The sequence below is a fragment of the Pseudomonas sp. LBUM1641 genome, assembly GCF_059716235.1.
In genome coordinates, this window is the sequence record NZ_CP166815.1 from 1782810 (window position 1) to 1800229 (window position 17420).

13 protein-coding genes are annotated in these 17420 nt (G+C 60.7%); 5 read left to right on the forward strand and 8 right to left on the reverse strand.

The annotated features are described in order from the left end of the window. Positions 1-86: 86 nt before the first annotated feature. The gene (gene prpD / locus ACA046_RS08185; RefSeq protein ID WP_459026934.1) at positions 87-1571 is read left to right on the forward strand and encodes a 2-methylcitrate dehydratase; all 1485 of its coding nucleotides are present in this window, start codon (positions 87-89) and stop codon (positions 1569-1571) included. A 132-nt stretch (positions 1572-1703) separates the two neighbouring features. On the opposite strand, the gene ACA046_RS08190 is transcribed toward prpD, so the two are convergent. The 7 genes from ACA046_RS08190 to ACA046_RS08220 all read right to left on the reverse strand — a co-directional run bounded on the left by ACA046_RS08190 (position 1704) and on the right by ACA046_RS08220 (position 10453). Then, positions 1704-3026 (reverse strand): ABC transporter ATP-binding protein, encoded by a 1323-nt coding sequence (locus ACA046_RS08190; protein ID WP_076017164.1) that lies wholly within the window; start codon positions 3024-3026, stop codon positions 1704-1706. A gap of 14 nt (positions 3027-3040) precedes the next feature. Then, a complete protein-coding gene (locus ACA046_RS08195) occupies positions 3041-4786 on the reverse strand; it encodes an ABC transporter permease (protein WP_497676247.1) in 1746 nt (581 codons plus the stop codon). A gap of 227 nt (positions 4787-5013) precedes the next feature. Then, on the reverse strand, positions 5014-5742 hold the full coding sequence (locus tag ACA046_RS08200) for an alanyl-tRNA editing protein (RefSeq protein WP_076017166.1): 729 nt from the start codon (positions 5740-5742) through the stop codon (positions 5014-5016). Between the two features lie 2 nt (positions 5743-5744). Beyond that, entirely contained in the window at positions 5745-6737 is a 993-nt protein-coding gene (locus ACA046_RS08205) for a serine O-acetyltransferase (RefSeq protein ID WP_167662658.1), read from the reverse strand. 22 nt (positions 6738-6759) lie between these two features. After that, positions 6760-7674 (reverse strand): PLP-dependent cysteine synthase family protein, encoded by a 915-nt coding sequence (locus ACA046_RS08210; RefSeq protein WP_063034033.1) that lies wholly within the window; start codon positions 7672-7674, stop codon positions 6760-6762. A gap of 24 nt (positions 7675-7698) precedes the next feature. Continuing rightward, complete coding sequence (gene moeB / locus ACA046_RS08215) at positions 7699-9558, reverse strand: molybdopterin-synthase adenylyltransferase MoeB (RefSeq protein ID WP_459026940.1); 1860 nt, start codon at positions 9556-9558, stop codon at positions 7699-7701. Position 9559: 1 nt separating this feature from the next. Beyond that, positions 9560-10453, reverse strand: a complete 894-nt coding sequence (locus tag ACA046_RS08220) for a DMT family transporter (RefSeq protein WP_497676248.1) — start codon at positions 10451-10453, stop codon at positions 9560-9562. Between the two features lie 150 nt (positions 10454-10603). Here ACA046_RS08220 and ACA046_RS08225 point away from each other — a divergent pair, with 150 nt between their 5' ends. Next, a complete protein-coding gene (locus tag ACA046_RS08225) occupies positions 10604-12028 on the forward strand; it encodes an aminotransferase-like domain-containing protein (RefSeq protein ID WP_017479080.1) in 1425 nt (474 codons plus the stop codon). 186 nt (positions 12029-12214) lie between these two features. Here the strand turns inward: ACA046_RS08225 and ppsR are convergent, their stop codons facing one another. After that, the gene (gene ppsR / locus ACA046_RS08230; protein ID WP_003215001.1) at positions 12215-13033 is read right to left on the reverse strand and encodes a posphoenolpyruvate synthetase regulatory kinase/phosphorylase PpsR; all 819 of its coding nucleotides are present in this window, start codon (positions 13031-13033) and stop codon (positions 12215-12217) included. A gap of 178 nt (positions 13034-13211) precedes the next feature. Here ppsR and ppsA point away from each other — a divergent pair, with 178 nt between their 5' ends. From ppsA to rraA, 3 genes are all read left to right on the forward strand, one after another. Continuing rightward, positions 13212-15587 carry a phosphoenolpyruvate synthase gene (ppsA, locus tag ACA046_RS08235; protein WP_076017171.1) on the forward strand — a complete coding sequence of 792 codons (2376 nt, stop codon included), beginning with the start codon at positions 13212-13214 and terminating at the stop codon, positions 15585-15587. 107 nt (positions 15588-15694) lie between these two features. Then, positions 15695-16684, forward strand: a complete 990-nt coding sequence (locus tag ACA046_RS08240; RefSeq protein ID WP_497676249.1) for an alpha/beta fold hydrolase — start codon at positions 15695-15697, stop codon at positions 16682-16684. A 222-nt stretch (positions 16685-16906) separates the two neighbouring features. Further along, on the forward strand, positions 16907-17398 hold the full coding sequence (gene rraA, locus ACA046_RS08245) for a ribonuclease E activity regulator RraA (RefSeq protein WP_003215007.1): 492 nt from the start codon (positions 16907-16909) through the stop codon (positions 17396-17398). Positions 17399-17420 lie beyond the last annotated feature (22 nt).

A 17420-nucleotide genomic window follows, 5' to 3' on the forward strand; every position in this document is an offset into this window, starting at 1 on the left:
CAGGCAGGCACCAAGACCTGCCTTTTATAAAACTTCAACCCTGACCCTGAGGATGGACCACACCTAACCTACTTTGGAGTACTGCCATGAGCGCCAACGTCGACCAGAACAACCGCCCCGACTACGACCAGGTCCTGCAGGACATTGCCGACTACGTCCTTAACTTCAGGATCGAATCCCGCGATGCCTTGGATACCGCCCGCAACTGCCTGATGGACACCCTCGGTTGCGGCCTGCTGGCCCTGCGTTTCCCGGAGTGCACCAAGCACCTGGGGCCGATCGTCGAAGGCACGGTGGTGCCGTTCGGCGCACGGGTGCCGGGCACCGCGTTCCGCCTGGACCCGGTCAAGGCCGCGTGGGACATCGGCTGCATCGTGCGCTGGCTCGACTACAACGACACCTGGCTCGCCGCCGAGTGGGGGCATCCGTCGGATAACCTCGGTGGCATCCTCGCGGTCGCCGATCACCTCTCGCAAAAACGCGTGGCCAACGGCGAGGCGCCGCTGACCGTACGGGCCGTGCTGGAGGCGATGATCATGGCCCACGAAATCCAGGGCGTGATCGCCCTGGAAAACTCCTTCAACCGCGTCGGCCTGGACCATGTGCTGCTGGTGAAAGTCGCCTCCACTGCCGTCACTGCCAAGTTGATGGGCGCCAACCGTGAGCAACTGCTGTCGGCACTGTCCCAGGCATTTGTCGACGGCCAGGCATTGCGCACTTATCGCCATGCGCCGAATGCCGGTTCGCGCAAGTCGTGGGCGGCGGGGGATGCGTCGAGTCGCGGGGTGCGTCTGGCCGACATCGCCATGCGTGGCGAGATGGGGATTCCCGGTGTGTTGAGCGCGCCGCAGTGGGGCTTTTATGACGTGCTGTTCAGCCACACCAACAAGGACCTGGCGCTCAAGCCCGAAGACAAGCGCGCCTTCAGCCTGTCGCAGCCCTACGGCACTTATGTGATGGAGAACGTGCTGTTCAAGATCAGTTTCCCGGCCGAGTTCCATGCGCAAACCGCGTGTGAAGCGGCGGTCACCTTGCACCCGCAAGTGAAGAATCGCCTGCATGAGATCGACAGGATTGTCATCACCACCCACGAGTCGGCGATTCGCATCATTTCCAAGGTCGGGCAGTTGGCCAATGCGGCCGACCGTGATCACTGCCTGCAATACATGACCGCCGTGCCGCTGGCGTTTGGCAACCTGGTGGCCGAGCAATACGAAGATGAGTTCCACGCGGCCCATCCGATCATTGATGTGCTGCGGGAGAAGATGGTGATCGTCGAAGACCCGCGCTACAGCCGCGAGTACCTGGAGGCCGACAAGCGCTCCATCGCCAACGCAGTGCAGGTGTTCTTCAAGGATGGGAGCCGTACAGAACAGGTGGCGGTGGAATACCCGATTGGTCACCGTCGTCGTCGGGTGGATGGCATTCCGTTGCTGGAAGACAAGTTCAAGGCCAACCTGGCGACCCGGTTTACTGCGCTGCGCAGCGCCGAGATTTTTGCGCTGTGCAAGGATCAGGCGAAGCTTGAGTCCACGGCCGTGAACCGGTTTGTGGACTTGTTCGTCATCTAAAGAACACCACTGATCAAATGTGGGAGCGGGCTTGCTCGCGAATGCGGAGTGTCAGCCAATACATGTGTGGCTGATCCACCGCATTCGCGAGCAAGCCCGCTCCCATATTTTGATGGGGGTTCGTCTCAAAACCTACATGCTGCCTTCCACATCATCCAGGCTGAACGTCTCGGTATGGTCGTCATAGGAGAAAATCTCCGCATACCGTCCCCACGCCACCACGCTTTCCAGGGTCTTTTCCACAAAGGCTTCCGTCATCGAATCTTCCAGCTCCTGCTCGAAGCGCACCCGTGGCGCACGATGGCCGCTGCGCTCAAGCAACACCTGGTGAATACGTGCGGCCAATGGCACGTGGCGGATCAAGTGTTCGGCAAACAGGGTCTTACGTTCTTGGGTACCGTAGTCGGCGAACAGTTTGCCGGCGTCGGTGAGGGTGATGTCGGCACCCTTGAGTTCGGCGAAGCCCAAATGCTCAAGCATCTCCGCCACCGGGAACAGATCGTCGACTTCCAGCAAGCGCCGTTCGGCCACGGTCGGCAGGCCGGCGTGGCCGTTGTAGGGCTCGGCGGCCAGGGTTTCGATCAGGCCGGCCATCAGGTTGGTGGAGACTTCCGGCAACAGGCTGCCCATTTTCAGCTCAGGCAAACCTCTGCTGGCGTCAGCGCTGCGGCGGTCGGTCATCAGGGCGTAGATGTCGTCGACCATTTGCCGGAAGGTCGGGTCCAGCCGGTTGCGCGGGTGGGCAAACGGCACCTTGATCTCGGCCACCACCCGGCCAGGGTTGGACGACAGCACCAGGATGCGGTCGCACATCAGCACCGCTTCTTCGATGTTGTGGGTCACGATCAGGATCGATTTGATCGGCAGTTGTTTGCCGCTCCACAGATCCAGTAGGTCGGTGCGCAGGGTTTCAGCGGTGAGCACGTCCAGCGCCGAGAACGGTTCGTCCATCAGCAGCAGGGTCGGGTTCACCACCAGCCCGCGGGCGAAACCGACGCGTTGGCGCATGCCACCGGACAGTTCGCGCGGGTAGGCGTTTTCAAAACCGTCCAGACCGATCAAGTCGATGGCCGCCAGGGCGCGCCTGCGGGATTCCTTGCGCTCGACCTGCAAGGCTTGCAGGCCGGCCTCGACGTTTTCCAGCACGGTCAGCCACGGGAACAGTGCAAAGGTCTGGAACACCATGGCCACGCCTTCGGCCGGGCCGGTGAGTGGCGCGCCGTTGTAGCGTACTTCGCCCGACGAGGGCTGAATCAGCCCCGCGATGATGCGCAGCAAGGTCGACTTGCCCGAGCCGGAACGGCCGAGCATGCCGACAATCTCGCCTTCGTGCAGGCTCAAGTCCACGCCGCTGAGGACTTGCAGCTCATCTTTACCTTTGCCGAACACCCGGTTCACGTTTTTCAACGAGTAGATTTCCGGGGTGTCGGCGGCATGCTCGGTATAGGTAGTCATCACTGCGAATCCCATCAATTCAGACGAAGTTTGTTTTCAGCCATGGCGTACATCGGCCGCCAGACCGCGCGGTTGAACGCCACCACGAAGATCGACATCACCACCACGCCCAGGGCAATTTTCGGGAAGTCGCCGGCCGCAGTGGTTTGTGCGATGTAGGCGCCGAGCCCGTGGGCGACTACGTTGTCCTGGCCCCAGGACACGTACTCGGACACGATACTGGCGTTCCAGGCACCGCCCGAGGCGGTAATGGCGCCGGTGACGTAGTACGGGAAAATCCCCGGCAGCATCACTTTGCGCCACCACAACCAGCCGCGAATGCGGAAGTTGGCCGCGGCTTCCTTGAAGTCATTCGGGAACGCGCTGGCGCCGGCGATCACGTTGAACAGGATGTACCACTGGGTGCCCAGCACAATCAGCGGGCTCAGCCAGATATCCGGGTTGAGGTTGTAGTGCAGGATCACGATGACGAACACCGGGAACAGCAGGTTCGCCGGGAATGCTGCGAGGAACTGCGCCAGGGGCTGGATTTTTTCCGCAAGCGCAGGGCGCAAGCCGATCATCACGCCCAACGGCACCCAGATCAGCGAGGCGATCAGGATCAGGCCGACCACCCGCAACAACGTGATCAGCCCCAGCACGAATACATGGCCGACTTCGGCGAGGGTCACTTCGGTGCCGACGTACTGCACGATGTGGTACAGCGCATAAGCGGCCAGCAGCGCGATGAGCGTGCCCCACACCCAGTCGATCACTTTTGACGCCTTCGGTGTTTCTGCCGGCAACGCCTTGAGTGCGCCGCCCGCCAGGCTGAAGCGCTTGTTGCCAATGCGGCTGATGGTGTGGGTGAGCGGCCGCAGGATGCGCTGGACGATGCGCGTGCGCTGGATCAGGTTCAACAGCCAGGATTGCGGCGCGGCGCCTTGGGAGGCGGTGGTTTCCATGCGGAACTTGTCGGCCCAGGCCACCAACGGGCGGAACAGGAACTGGTCGTACATCAGGATGACCACAATCATCGCCAGGATCACGTAACCCACGGCGTGCAGGTCTTTCTGGGCAATCGCCAGGGCCAGGTAGGAACCTACGCCCGGCAAGGTGATGGTCTTGTCGCCGACGGTAATGGCCTCGGAGGCGACCACGAAAAACCAGCCGCCGGACATGCTCATCATCATGTTCCACACCAGCCCGGGCATGGCGAAGGGTACGTCGAGCTTCCAGAACCGCTGCCAACCGGAAAGCCGCAGGTTGGTCGACACTTCCACCAGGTCATTGGGCAGCATGCGCAGCGACTGGTAGAAGCTGAACGTCATGTTCCAGGCCTGGCTGGTGAAGATCGCAAAGATGGCCGCGAACTCCGCGCCGAGCACGCGCCCGGGGAACAGCAGCAGGAAGAACGTCACGGTAAACGAGATGTAGCCCAGTACCGGTACCGATTGCAGGATATCCAGCACGGGCACCAGCAGTTTCTCGGCGCGCCGGCTTTTGGCGGCCAGGGTGCCGTACAACAGGGTGAACACCAGCGCTGCAACCATCGCCGCCAGCATGCGCAGGGTGGTGCGCATCGCGTATTCCGGCAGGTTGGCCGGGTCGAGGGAGATGACTTCACTTTGCAAGGTGGCGATGGGCGCCCAGGTTTCCCGGGCAGTGATGGAGAAAAACAGTAAAAAGCCGATCACCAGGGGCAGGGCGACCAAGTCCCAGCGGTTGGGCAACAAACGCAATGTGGACGCAGGGATGTAGTGACGGAGCACTCTTTTCATAGGCAGTCAGTCCTGCAGCGTTCAGGTTCAGGGGCGTGATGGGAGTGAGCTTAGCTGCTGCACGAATGACCCTGCGAGAAGGAAGGGCGCTGTTTTCGCGAGTCAGGGGCAACGAGGCGTTGCAGGCGGGATTGTACGTTTCTAAATGTTACAGGCACATAAATTTGCTGTCAGTTTCCTGTACGAACTGCAGCTAGGGCGTTGGCGCCCCAACTGCTTCTCGGCCGCTATTCAAACCGCAGGATCACCCGACGGTTGTGCTTGCTCTTCTTCTCGATTTTTTCGCAGAACACCCGGCCGATTTCCTCGGTATTGGTCACATGGGTGCCGCCACAGGGCTGGATGTCGATGCCGGCAATTTCGATCACCCGCACTGAGCCCTGGATCACCGGTGGCGCCACCGCCTGGGTGCGGGTGATCTGTAGCAGGGTCGAGTACTCCGAGGCGGGCATCGACAGGGTTTTCACCGCGTGAGCCTGTTCGATCAAGGCATTGAGGTCGCGGGTGATGGTGTCTTTGTCGAGGGTCATTTCCGGCAGGTCGAAATCCAGGCGGCCCTTGTCGGCACCGATGCTGCAACCTGTCACCGGTGCATCGATGATCGAGCACAGCAGGTGCAGGCAGGTGTGCATTTTCATGTGCTGGTAGCGCCGCTCCCAGTCCAGGCTGGCGTCCACCTGCATGCCGGCGGCCAGTTGTTCAGGGCACTGTTCGACTTGATGCCAGATGATCGAGCGCAGCACCGGATCACGCACGGTGCCGGTGATGTCCACGCGGCTGCCGTCGGGCAGGATGAAGTGCCCGGTGTCGCCCGGCTGCCCGCCGCCGGTGGGGTAGAACAGCGTGTGCTCCAGGGCGATCCCCTGTTCGCTGACGGCAATCACCCGCGCACTGAACGCATTCTGGTAAGGCGCGCTGTCGAACAGCGCGAGGGTTTCCATGGTGTGCACGGACATGTTCAACCTCCGACGATCAGTGGGCTGGCTTGCAGCAAGCGACGAACCATCGCGCTCAAGCCAGGGGGAGATAGCAGGGTGATTTCAAATTCGGGCCCGGTCACTTTCAGGTTCAGCGGCAGGCGCGGCGGGTAGGCCGTAGTCTCGATATGACGCAGGCGGAACTGCAAATGGTGGCGTTCCTTGACCGTTGGCTCCAGCAGCAGGCCGGGCAAGGGATGGAAATCGGCGTCGAGCACCATCACCTTGTGGCTGGCGTTGACCTCGCCCACCACATGCAGGCGTTCGTCGAGGGCAAACGCACCGAGGTAGTTGCTGTGGTCCGACTCATCGTTTTTCTGCAACTGGATCTGGTTGACCACCTTGACCTTGGTGCCGGCTGGCACGTCCTGGGTGATCACGCAGGACGGGCTGATAAACACGTTGTCGCCGATCAGCACATAACCCAGCACCCGCGCGCCGGAGCCGACCTCCACGTTGTTGCCCAGCCGTGGGTGACGCTTGCCGTCCGGGTTGTTGGCGATGCCCCGTGCGCCGAGGGTCACGCCGCAAAGGATGTAGCAGTCGTTGCCGATCTCGCAGGTTTCACCGATGACCGTGCCGTAACCGTGGTCCAGCACAAAGCGTCGGCCGATCCGCGCAGCGGGGTGAATTTCGGCGCCGGACAGAATCTTGCCCTGGTTACTCAGCTTCAGGGCGATGGTGGAAAACACGCCGTTGTTCGTGTCCGGGAAATTCCACACCAGGTGCGCCAGCCGGTAGTACAGCACGGCCTTGAACGAGGCGTAGGACTCTAGGATCAGCTCGCCCCGGCCACGGGACGCCGGGTCGCGCCAGGCATAGGCGATCAGGTCTTCGGCCACCGCCTGGGCCGCCGCCTGGATCAGCGGCGCAAGATGCGCCTCCAGCTGCTTCAACTGCGCAGGCGTAAGCGTGGTGATGAGGTGGGTGAGCAACTCATCGTGCAGCTGTTGCATGTCGATAAAGCCCCCCATGGAGGCACCCCCGCAATAGTTGTTATTCAAAACAGGGCAAATAACTGTCGGCACTGTCGTAGACCATGGTCAGCACAACGGTATCGGTGGGCAGTTCCGGCGCCAGCTTGGCGATCGCCACCATGTTGGCGGCCGACGACAGCCCGAGGCTGATGGCATCGGTGCGCATGATGCGTTTGATCATGTCGAGGCATTCCTGGCGGGACACCTTGAGCATTCCGTCAATGATTGCGACGTTGAGAATGCTCGGGATCAACCCGATGGACAGGCCCTGGATATGGTGCGGCGCGTGGCGGTCGCTGAGCAGGTCGCATTCTTCCGGCTCCACCCCCATCACGCGGATTGCTGGCCAGGTGCTCTTGAGGGTTTCGCCGATGCCGGTGATATGGCCGCCGGTGCCGATGCCGCTGACGAAGTAGTCGACCCGCAGCTCGCCGAAGGCGCGGATGATTTCCCGGGCGGTGGTGTCACGGTGGGTCTGCGGGTTGGCGCCGTTGCGCTGCTGGTTGAGCATCACGTAGCTGGGGTTTTCCAGCTGCAGCTCCATGCACTTTTCGCCGTGGGAATTGTTGCCCTGACGGCTGTCCGACAGCACCACTTTGGCGCCGTACAGGCGCAGCAGTTTCTGCTTTTCCGGGCTGTAGTTGTCGGGGATCACCAGCACCACTTTATAGCCCAGCACGTTGCCGGCCATCACCAGGCCGATGCCGGTGTTGCCGCCACTGGGTTCGATGATGGTTTGCCCGGAGCCGCGAATCAGAATGCCCCGGCGCTCGGCGTCGAGGATCATGCCCAGGGCGATGCGCGCCTTGTGGCTGCCGCCGGGGTTGAGGGATTCCAGCTTGGCGTAGACCTCGATGCCAAGGTCTTCGGAAAACTGTTCCAGACGCACGATGGGCGTTTGGCCAATGGCGTCGAGTATCGAGTTATGCAACATCAAGTAAGAGCCCATGGCCGCTGATCAGTACAAAGGCATGTCGGGTTCGACGTCGCGAACCCAGTGTTTCATGCCACCTTGCAGTACTTTGGTGTTGGCGAATCCGGCGGCCAGCAACGTGCTGGCGGCTTGCTCCGCGCGGGTTCCGGCGTAGCAGATGAGGTAATGCGTGTTGTCGCGGCTGAGGTTGGCGAGTTGCCCGTCGAGCTCGGCCAGCGGGATGTGCACCACCCCCGGCAATTTGCACACTTCCAGCTCACTGGCGTCGCGCACGTCCAGCAACACGTCGGCCTTGCTGTGGCGTTCGAGCAGTTGCTTGAGTACCCGCGGCTTGATGTAGCGCTCTTCGGCCAGTGACGGTTGGCTTGGCACCGCATCGGCGCAGACGGCGGGTGCGATGCTTTGGGTGTGGCGCAGCTCGGAACAGCAGGGGCAGTCGGCGCGGCGCTTGAAGCGGATCTCGCTGAACTTCATCGCCAGCGCATCAAAGCGCATCAGCCGGCCCGAGAGCGGTTCGCCAATGCCGATCAACAGCTTGATCGCCTCGGTGGCCTGGATCATCCCGACCACGCCGGGCAACACGCCGATGACGCCGCCGGCGCTGCAGTTGGGCGCCAGTTCCGCCGGTGGTGCCTGGGGAAACAGGCAGCGATAGCACGGCCCGCCTTTATAGTTGAGCACGCTGATCTGCCCGTCGAAGCGGTAGATGGCTCCGTACACCAACGGCTTGCCCAGCTGCACGCAGGCGTCGTTGACCAGGTAGCGGGTTTCGAAATTGTCGGTGCCGTCGATCACCAAGTCATAGGCGCCCACCAGTTCCAGGGCGTTGTCGGTGTTGAAGGCGGTGTCGTAGGTGTTGATCTGGATGTGGCTGTTGAGGTCCTGCAAGCGCTGCTTGGCGGACTCGACCTTGGGCAGGCCCAAGGTGCTGTTGCCGTGGACGATCTGGCGTTGCAGGTTGCTGCTTTCCACCACGTCGAAATCCACCAGGCCCAGGGTGCCGATGCCGGCTGCCGCCAGGTACAGGCTGATGGGCGAACCGAGGCCGCCGGTGCCGATGATCAGCACCTTGGCTTTCTTCAGGTTCAGTTGGCCTTCGCGGCCGACGCCGGGCAGGGTGATGTGGCGCACGTAGCGCTGCACTTCTTCGTTGCTCAGTTGGTCGACGTCCATGCCGCCGGAGGTGGCCAGCAGTACTTCGATTTTGGCCTTTTCGGGCAACGGGTCGTTGGCGTCGATCAGTTCCTCTTCGGCGGTGAACAGGAAGTGTTCCTTGAGCTGGTTGTTCTCGTAGAGCAGGTGAGCCCGCAATTGCGGGTGCTCAATGCAGAGGTTTTCAATGACTTCGCGCAATGTCGATCCGGCACCCTCGAGGGTCGATGCTGGCAGCTTGGCCACGCGGACCAGGATGTCGGGGAAAGAGACAGCGTTCATGCACAACTCCGTTTGCAGGTCGTTGAAGGGGTTTTGGGCGAAGTGTTTGCCATCCCAGGCAAACAGCTTGGAACCTTGGGTCTTGCCCTGGCGAACATCCACCACCAGGTAACTTACGGGGTAGATCGGCTCGCCCATGAAAAGGGCCTTGTCCTGGTCTTCGTCGCTGAAATACGCGCCGACGTCAGGGTGGGAGTGGTAGATCACCACCACCGGGTTATCACTGCGAAAAGCCTTGTTCATCATCAGCGTGTCGGCAACCGAAAAGGTGTAGCCGTTGGCGGCGCTGCGTGAATACATCTGCGGGTTCTTGCTGTGCAGCTCGTTCTGGATGTTGCTGCCCAGGTACACGCTGCCATCGGCGAAAACGAAACCGCAGCATTCCTCGGGGTAGCTGCGGTCGGCATGGGCGTAAATCTGCTCCAGGGCGCTTGAGCTCAGGACCTTCATCTCAGTTTTTCTTCGCCAGGAGCTTTTCGATGGGCAGCTTGGTGATCGCAAAACCGGCCAGCAGGATCGCCGAGTACATCATCAGGTCCTTGGAAATCTGCAGGCCTTCGTACCAGGCGCCGATGATCACCGCGAACACCGGGAAGATGATGAACACGAAGGACAGAATGATCGGACTCAGGCGCTTGAGCAGCATGAAATACACGATAAACCCGCCCACCGAGGCCACCAGGCCGAGGTAGAACAGCGCACTCCAGGAACGCAGGGTGATGTCTTCAAAGGTCGGGGCTTCAAAGAAAAGCCCGGCGACAAACAGCATCAGCCCGGCAATGCCGATGGGCAGGGTGTTGTAGGTGATCACGCTGATGGCGCTGCCTTGTTTCTTGGTAATCACGTAGCACAAGGCATGCATGATCGCCGCAGCCAGGATCGCCAGCACCCCGAAGAACTCGGCGTGGTCCAGGTGCAAGCCCTGGCTCTTGATGATCATGTACAGGCTGCCGAAACCGATGGCGATACCGACCACTTGCGAGAAGTAGATGCGCTCACGCAAAAACAACGCAGAGAAAATCAGGATAAACACCGGCATGCAGCTGAACAGCAGCGCGGTGAGGCCGGACGAGACATGCATCTCGCCGTAATTGAGCAGGTAATACGGAACGCTGAAGTAGGACAGCGTCACAAACACGAAGAACCAGCGGCTCTCCCGGGGAAACAGGATCGGCTCGCGGCGCACCCAGGCGAAACACAGGAACAGCGGAAACGCGATTAAAAACCGCAGCCCGGCAGAGGTCAGCGGCGGCACGCTTTCCACGGCGATTTTGATGCCCAGCCAGGTGGTACCCCAGCTCAGACACACGATCAGAAACATGACGCTGGTAATTAGCCCAGCCAACCACTGCTTGTGAGTTTTTGTTTTTTCAGCATTTTCGAGAACGGCGGACATTGGCATCGTGACATTGCTTCCATGAGACCGAATTGACCTCTATATTGAGTGCCTTGATTCGGTGATTGAACCCGTAAAAGCACACTATTAGGGCGAAAGATGGCTGTCAAAACAAATATTGACATGGTGTCAATTATGCGAGAAGGACTCTCCAACGGGCAGGGCGTGAAGTACAAACGCCTGTCCGATGTCATGGAGCGGGGCATTCTTGAAGGCTTGATTGAACCGGGAAGAAAGCTGCCGCCTCATCGGGTGCTTTCCGACAATCTGGGGGTCACCATTGGCACCATCAGCCGCGCCTACGGTGAGCTGGAACGCCTGGGGTTGGTGGTGGCGCGAGTGGGTGACGGCACCTTCGTGCGCAAGCGTGGGATGGAGCGCCAACGGGATGAAGGTTTCCGCAACTTCAGCGACGAGCCGCGGCAATACTTTGATATGAGCCGCAACATGCATATCCCGGGGCAGGAGACCACGTTCCTGGCCCAGAGCTTCCAGACGCTGGCCACCAATGCCAAGTTTTTGCAGGACATCAGTGCCTACACCCCGGATGCCGGCCTGCCGCGCTACCGGGCGGCGGGTGCGCAGTGGCTGGTGCAGCGGGATTTCCATCCGATTCCCGAGCAAGTGATCTGCGTGAACGGCGGCCAGCATGGGCTGTTGTGTGCACTGATGGCGCTGCTACGGGCCGGCGACACCGTGGTCACCGAACAGTTGACCTACCCGGGGCTGATCACCGCCGCGCGGATGCTGGGGATACGCCTGATCGGCCTGGAAATGGATGAAGAAGGGCTGCTGCCGGGGGCGCTGGATGAAGTCTGCCGCAATCACCGGGTTTCGGCGTTGTACTGCACGCCGACCATCCAGAATCCCACCACAGCCGTGCTGTCGGTCGCGCGCCGTGAGGCGCTGGTCAAGGTGTGCCGTGAACACAACCTGCTGATTCTTGAGGACGAGGCCCACGGGGTGTTGGTGGAAGACCGCCCGCCGCCCCTGAGCCATTTCGCCCCGGAGCGTACGATTCTGATCAGCAGCCTGAGCAAGGCGGTGTCGGCGGGGTTGCGCGTTGGGTACGTGCATGCGCCGCCGGCGCTGGTCAGCCGGATTTCTGCGGCCTTGCGTTCCACCTGCTGGATGGCCACGCCGGTCACCCTGGAACTGGCCACGCAATGGATCGAGAACGGCACGGCAGAACACCTGCTGCACCAGCAGATTCAGGAAATCAGCCGGCGCAAGGCACTGGTTGAAGGGTTGTTGATCGGGTTGGAGTACCGCACTCACCTGAACAGCCCGCACTTCTGGATCGAAGTCCCGGAGCCGTGGCGGGCGTCGGAAATAGAGGCGGAGTTAAAGCAGAACAATTACCTGATCGCGACAGCCGAAGCGTTTGCAGTGGGGCAGACGGCGGTGCCGCAGTTTATCCGGGCGAGTATCTGCAATACGTCGGGAGATGATCAGTTGCTGCTGGACGGGTTTGATGCACTGGCGACGGCGCTGGGGCAGGGTGGGGGACGGTTTCACCTGTGAACCCAACAGCTTGTTGTGAACATGGCCCTGTGGCGAGGGAGCTTGCTCCTGCTGGGCTGCGAAGCAGCCCCAAGGCCATTCACCGGTTGGTGTCAGTTAAATACCAGTCGTCTGGTTTACGACTGCTGCGCAGCCGAGCGGGAGCAAGCTCCCTCGCCACACAAGCACGTTGGCCAGAGAGCGTATTTACTTAAACCGCCGCTCCACACCTTTCTCCACCAGAATCTTCGCCGAAATCTCTTCCACCGAAAAATGCGTGGAATTGATGTGCGCAATATTCTCCCGGCGGAACAGATTTTCCACTTCCCGCACTTCAAACTCGCACTGCGCATAGCTGGAGTAACGGCTATTGGGCTTGCGCTCGTTACGAATCGCCGTCAGTCGGTCCGGGTCAATGGTCAGCCCGAACAGCTTGTGCTGGTGCGCGCGCAGGGCGCTCGGCAGCGTCAGGTGCTCCATGTCGTCTTCGGTCAGCGGGTAGTTGGCCGCGCGAATCCCGAATTGCATGGCCATATAAAGGCAGGTCGGCGTCTTGCCGCAGCGGGACACGCCCACCAGGATCAAATCAGCCTTGTCGTAGTAGTGGGTGCGGGCACCATCGTCGTTGTCGAGGGCGAAGTTCACCGCCTCGATCCGCTCCATATAGTTGGAGTTGTGGCCAATGGAGTGAGATTTTCCGACGGAGTATGACGAATGTTCACTTAACTCTTGTTCCAGCGGCGCCAGGAAGGTAGAGAAGATGTCGATCATGAAACCATTGGAGGTGGCGAGGATCTCACGAATGTCCTGATTGACGATGGTGTCGAAAATGATCGGACGAAATCCGTCTTTTTCGGCCGCCAGATTGATTTGTTGTACCATGGCTCGCGCTTTATCCACGCTATCGATATAGGGTCGCGTGAATTTGCTGAAGGTAATGTTTTCGAACTGCGCCAGCAGGCTTTGACCCAGGGTTTCGGCTGTAATGCCGGTGCCGTCGGAGATAAAGAAAGCAGATCGTTTCATTTGAGCCTTGGGCCTTAAGCTGATGACGAATCTTGGATATGATAGGCGCGATTTTGCTGTCCCGCAGTGGGCCGCATTCTCACTTATTTTCCAGGTCCAGGCCACAAACGCCGGTAACTGCTCCTACTGAGCCGCCGGCGTCCTGAGCTTTTCCAACACAGAAAGTGGAGAGATCACCTTGGTAGAGTACGTAGTTTCCCTCGATAAGCTCGGCGTCCATGATGTGGAGCACGTAGGGGGCAAGAACGCATCCCTGGGCGAGATGATCAGTAATCTTGCGGGCGCCGGTGTATCGGTGCCAGGTGGTTTTGCCACCACTGCCCAGGCTTACCGTGATTTCCTCGAGTTGAGCGGCCTCAACGATCAGATCCACGCCGCCCTCGATGCGTTGGACGTCGATGACGTCAACGCCCTGGCCAAGACCGGCGCCCAGATCCGTCAATGGATCATGGAAGCCGAGTTCCCCGAGAAGCTCAACGCCGAGATCCGCACCGCGTTTGCCACGCTGTCGGCCGGTAACCCGGACATGGCCGTCGCCGTGCGCTCCTCGGCTACCGCCGAAGACCTGCCAGACGCTTCCTTTGCCGGCCAGCAAGAAACTTTCCTGAACATCCGCGGCGTGGAAAACGTGATCCGCGCGGCCAAGGAAGTATTTGCCTCCCTCTTTAACGATCGCGCCATTTCCTACCGCGTACACCAGGGCTTCGACCACAAGCTGGTGGCCCTGTCTGCCGGTGTGCAGCGCATGGTGCGTTCGGAAACCGGCACCGCCGGCGTGATGTTCACCCTGGACACCGAGTCGGGCTTCCGCGACGTGGTGTTCATCACCGGCGCCTATGGCCTCGGCGAAACCGTCGTACAAGGCGCGGTGAACCCGGACGAATTCTACGTCCACAAACACACCCTTGAAGCCGGCCGCCCGGCCATCCTGCGCCGCAACCTGGGCAGCAAGGCCATCAAGATGATCTACGGCGACGAGGCCAAGGCCGGTCGCTCGGTGAAAACCGTTGATGTCGACAAGGCTGAACGCGCGCGTTTCTGCCTGAGCGACGCCGAAGTCAGCGAATTGGCCAAGCAAGCGATGATCATCGAGAAGCACTACAAGTGCCCGATGGACATCGAATGGGCCAAAGACGGCGACGACGGCAAGCTGTACATCGTTCAGGCCCGCCCTGAAACCGTGAAGAGCCGTACTTCGGCCAACGTCATGGAACGCTACCTGTTGAAAGAAACCGGCACCGTGCTGGTGGAAGGCCGTGCCATCGGCCAGCGCATCGGCGCCGGCAAGGTGCGGATCATCAAGGACGTGTCCGAGATGGACAAGGTCCAGCCAGGCGACGTGCTGGTCTCCGACATGACCGACCCGGACTGGGAACCGGTGATGAAACGCGCCAGCGCCATCGTCACCAACCGTGGCGGGCGTACCTGCCACGCGGCGATCATCGCCCGTGAGCTGGGGATTCCGGCAGTGGTTGGCTGCGGCAATGCGACCCAACTGTTGAAAGACGGCCAGGGCGTGACCGTATCCTGCGCTGAAGGCGACACCGGCTTTATCTTCGAAGGTGAGCTGGGCTTCGACATCAAGCAAAACTCCATCGACGCCATGCCGGACCTGCCGTTCAAGATCATGATGAACGTCGGCAACCCGGACCGCGCCTTTGATTTCGCGCAGTTGCCGAACGCCGGTGTGGGCCTGGCCCGCCTCGAGTTCATCATCAACCGCATGATCGGCGTGCACCCCAAGGCGCTGTTGAACTACGACGGCCTGCCGCTGGACATCAAGGAAAGCGTCGACAAGCGCATCGCCGGCTACAACGACCCGGTGGGCTTCTACGTCGAGAAACTGGTGGAAGGCATCAGCACCCTGGCGGCAGCGTTCTACCCGAAAAAGGTCATCGTGCGGCTGTCGGACTTCAAGTCCAACGAATACGCGAACCTGATCGGCGGCAAACTCTACGAGCCGGAAGAAGAAAACCCGATGCTGGGCTTCCGCGGTGCCTCGCGTTACATCAGCGAAGCCTTCCGCGACTGCTTCGAGCTGGAATGCCGTGCCCTCAAGCGCGTGCGCAACGAGATGGGCCTGACCAACGTCGAAATCATGGTGCCGTTCGTACGCACCCTGGGTGAGGCGAGCCAGGTGGTGGACTTGCTGGCAGAGAACGGCCTGTCCCGTGGCGAGAACGGCCTGCGCGTCATCATGATGTGCGAACTGCCGTCCAACGCCATCCTGGCCGAAGAGTTCCTGGAGTTCTTCGACGGCTTCTCCATTGGCTCCAACGACCTGACCCAGCTGACCCTGGGCCTGGACCGCGACTCGGGGATCATCGCTCACCTGTTCGACGAGCGTAACCCTGCGGTCAAGAAGCTGCTGGCCAACGCCATCCAGGCATGCAACAAGGCTGGCAAGTACATCGGCATCTGCGGCCAAGGCCCTTCCGATCACCCGGACCTGGCCAAATGGCTGATGGAACAGGGCATCGAAAGCGTCTCGCTGAACCCCGATTCCGTACTGGAAACCTGGTTCTTCCTGGCTGAAGGCCAAGCGCCAGCGTAAGGTGTAGCACCCCAAAGTGCCGGTCAATCTTGCGGTTGGCCGGCATTTCTCATTCTGTACAGGGCGGAACTCCTTCCGGACGCCGCCCTTTTTTGTGCAAGAGCATTATGCAAAGCAGCAGCAACCTGTTCCCCGTCGCCTTGATCAGCGCTGAGCGTCGTGGCGACCTGAGTGAAGATGTGTACCGGCTGAAACCTGGCAATAGCCCCGACGGCACCGTCGAGCTGGCCGTGACCCGCCTGGGCCTGGCTGATGTCCCGGAAAACCGGGGCGTGCCGGTGGTTTTGTTGCACGGCAGTTTCTCCAACCGACGCTTCTGGTACTCGCCCAAGGGTATCGGCCTGGGTGCCTACCTGGCGCGCGAGGGGTTCGATGTCTGGATTCCGGAAATGCGCGGCCATGGGCTGTCCCGGCGTAACCAGGGCTACGCCAAGAATCGCGTCGCCGACTATGCTCGCTACGACTTGCCGGCCATTGCCGCCTTTGTGCGTGAGCAAAGCGGGCAGATTCCCCACTGGGTCGGGCATTCCCTGGGCGGCACAACCTTGGCTGCGGCCCTGGGTGGGCAGCACCTGGGCGCGCCTGCGGTGGCCTCGGTGGCGCTGTTTGGCTGCCAGGTCAGCCGCACCCATTGGCCGTTGAAGCTGCCACCGGTGGAATGGACCGGTCGCCTGCTCTTGAAGTGTTTTGGCGAGTTGTCTGGCTCCCGGCTGAAACGCGGCCCAGAGGACGAGCCAGCCGGCGTGTTGATTGAAGCCATGCGCTGGAATGGTCTGTTCGGCCGCTTTGGCGAAGGAAAGCAGGATTGGTGGAAAGGCCTGGCAGGTGTCGACGTGCCGCTACTGGCGGTGAGCGCTGCCGGTGATCACCAGGACCCGGACTGGGCCTGTCGCAAGCTCTTCGAACAGGTCGGCTCCGAGCATCGCCAGTACCTGTGCCTGGGGCGCCAGCAAGGGTTCAGCGGGGATTTCGGGCATGTCGAGATGCTCATCAGCAAGGCTGCCCAGGCTGAAGTGTGGCCGTTGGTGAGGCGTTGGTTGAAAGATCCGCTTACACCTTTGGCGGCGGCGGAGGCACGGGAGCTTGTAGCGGTTTGAGCGGGAGGCTCTATCAAGGGCGTTTCGCTTGTTTCCCGCAGCGGATAAGATATGACGCGTTGGGTGGTTCTGGTCATATTCAGTCGCGCAGTAGGTCTTGCGTTGCTGTCCGATGAGCCCGACTATTCGACCCGGATTAAAGAACCTTCATGGCAAAGCGTTTCCAGATGTAAGTAAACAGTGGGATGTTCGACACCTTCTTTCACCTACAGGAGTTTCTAGATGAACCATTACCTTACCCCCGACCTGTGCGATGCCTACCCGGAGCTGGTGCAGGTAGTTGAGCCGATGTTCAGCAACTTCGGCGGCCGAGACTCCTTTGGTGGCGAGATCGTGACCATCAAGTGCTTTGAAGACAATTCCCTGGTCAAGGAACAAGCCGAACTCAACGGCGCCGGCAAAGTGCTGGTGGTCGATGGTGGTGGTTCCCTGCGCCGCGCGTTGCTGGGCGACATGATCGCCGAGAAAGCCGCGAAGAACGGCTGGGAAGGGTTGGTGATTTACGGCTGCATCCGTGATGTGGACGTGATCGCCCAAACCGACCTCGGCGTGCAGGCCCTGGCCAGTCACCCGATGAAGACTGACAAGCGCGGTATCGGCGATTTGAACGTGGCGGTGACATTCGCCGGCGTGACCTTCCGTCCGGGCGAGTACGTGTATGCCGACAATAACGGTGTGATCGTCTCCCCCAGCCCGCTGAAAATGCCTGAATAAATAGCCGTAGCCGACAGGGGTG

Coding starts and splice junctions, on each gene's coding strand:
- prpD (WP_459026934.1), top strand. CDS start 87: ATGAGCGCCAACGTCGACCAGAACAACCGCCCCGACTACGACCAGGTC.
- ACA046_RS08190 (WP_076017164.1), bottom strand. CDS start 3,026: ATGACTACCTATACCGAGCATGCCGCCGACACCCCGGAAATCTACTCG.
- ACA046_RS08195 (WP_497676247.1), bottom strand. CDS start 4,786: ATGAAAAGAGTGCTCCGTCACTACATCCCTGCGTCCACATTGCGTTTG.
- ACA046_RS08200 (WP_076017166.1), bottom strand. CDS start 5,742: ATGTCCGTGCACACCATGGAAACCCTCGCGCTGTTCGACAGCGCGCCT.
- ACA046_RS08205 (WP_167662658.1), bottom strand. CDS start 6,737: ATGGGGGGCTTTATCGACATGCAACAGCTGCACGATGAGTTGCTCACC.
- ACA046_RS08210 (WP_063034033.1), bottom strand. CDS start 7,674: ATGTTGCATAACTCGATACTCGACGCCATTGGCCAAACGCCCATCGTG.
- moeB (WP_459026940.1), bottom strand. CDS start 9,558: ATGAAGGTCCTGAGCTCAAGCGCCCTGGAGCAGATTTACGCCCATGCC.
- ACA046_RS08225 (WP_017479080.1), top strand. CDS start 10,604: ATGGCTGTCAAAACAAATATTGACATGGTGTCAATTATGCGAGAAGGA.
- ppsR (WP_003215001.1), bottom strand. CDS start 13,033: ATGAAACGATCTGCTTTCTTTATCTCCGACGGCACCGGCATTACAGCC.
- ACA046_RS08240 (WP_497676249.1), top strand. CDS start 15,695: ATGCAAAGCAGCAGCAACCTGTTCCCCGTCGCCTTGATCAGCGCTGAG.
- rraA (WP_003215007.1), top strand. CDS start 16,907: ATGAACCATTACCTTACCCCCGACCTGTGCGATGCCTACCCGGAGCTG.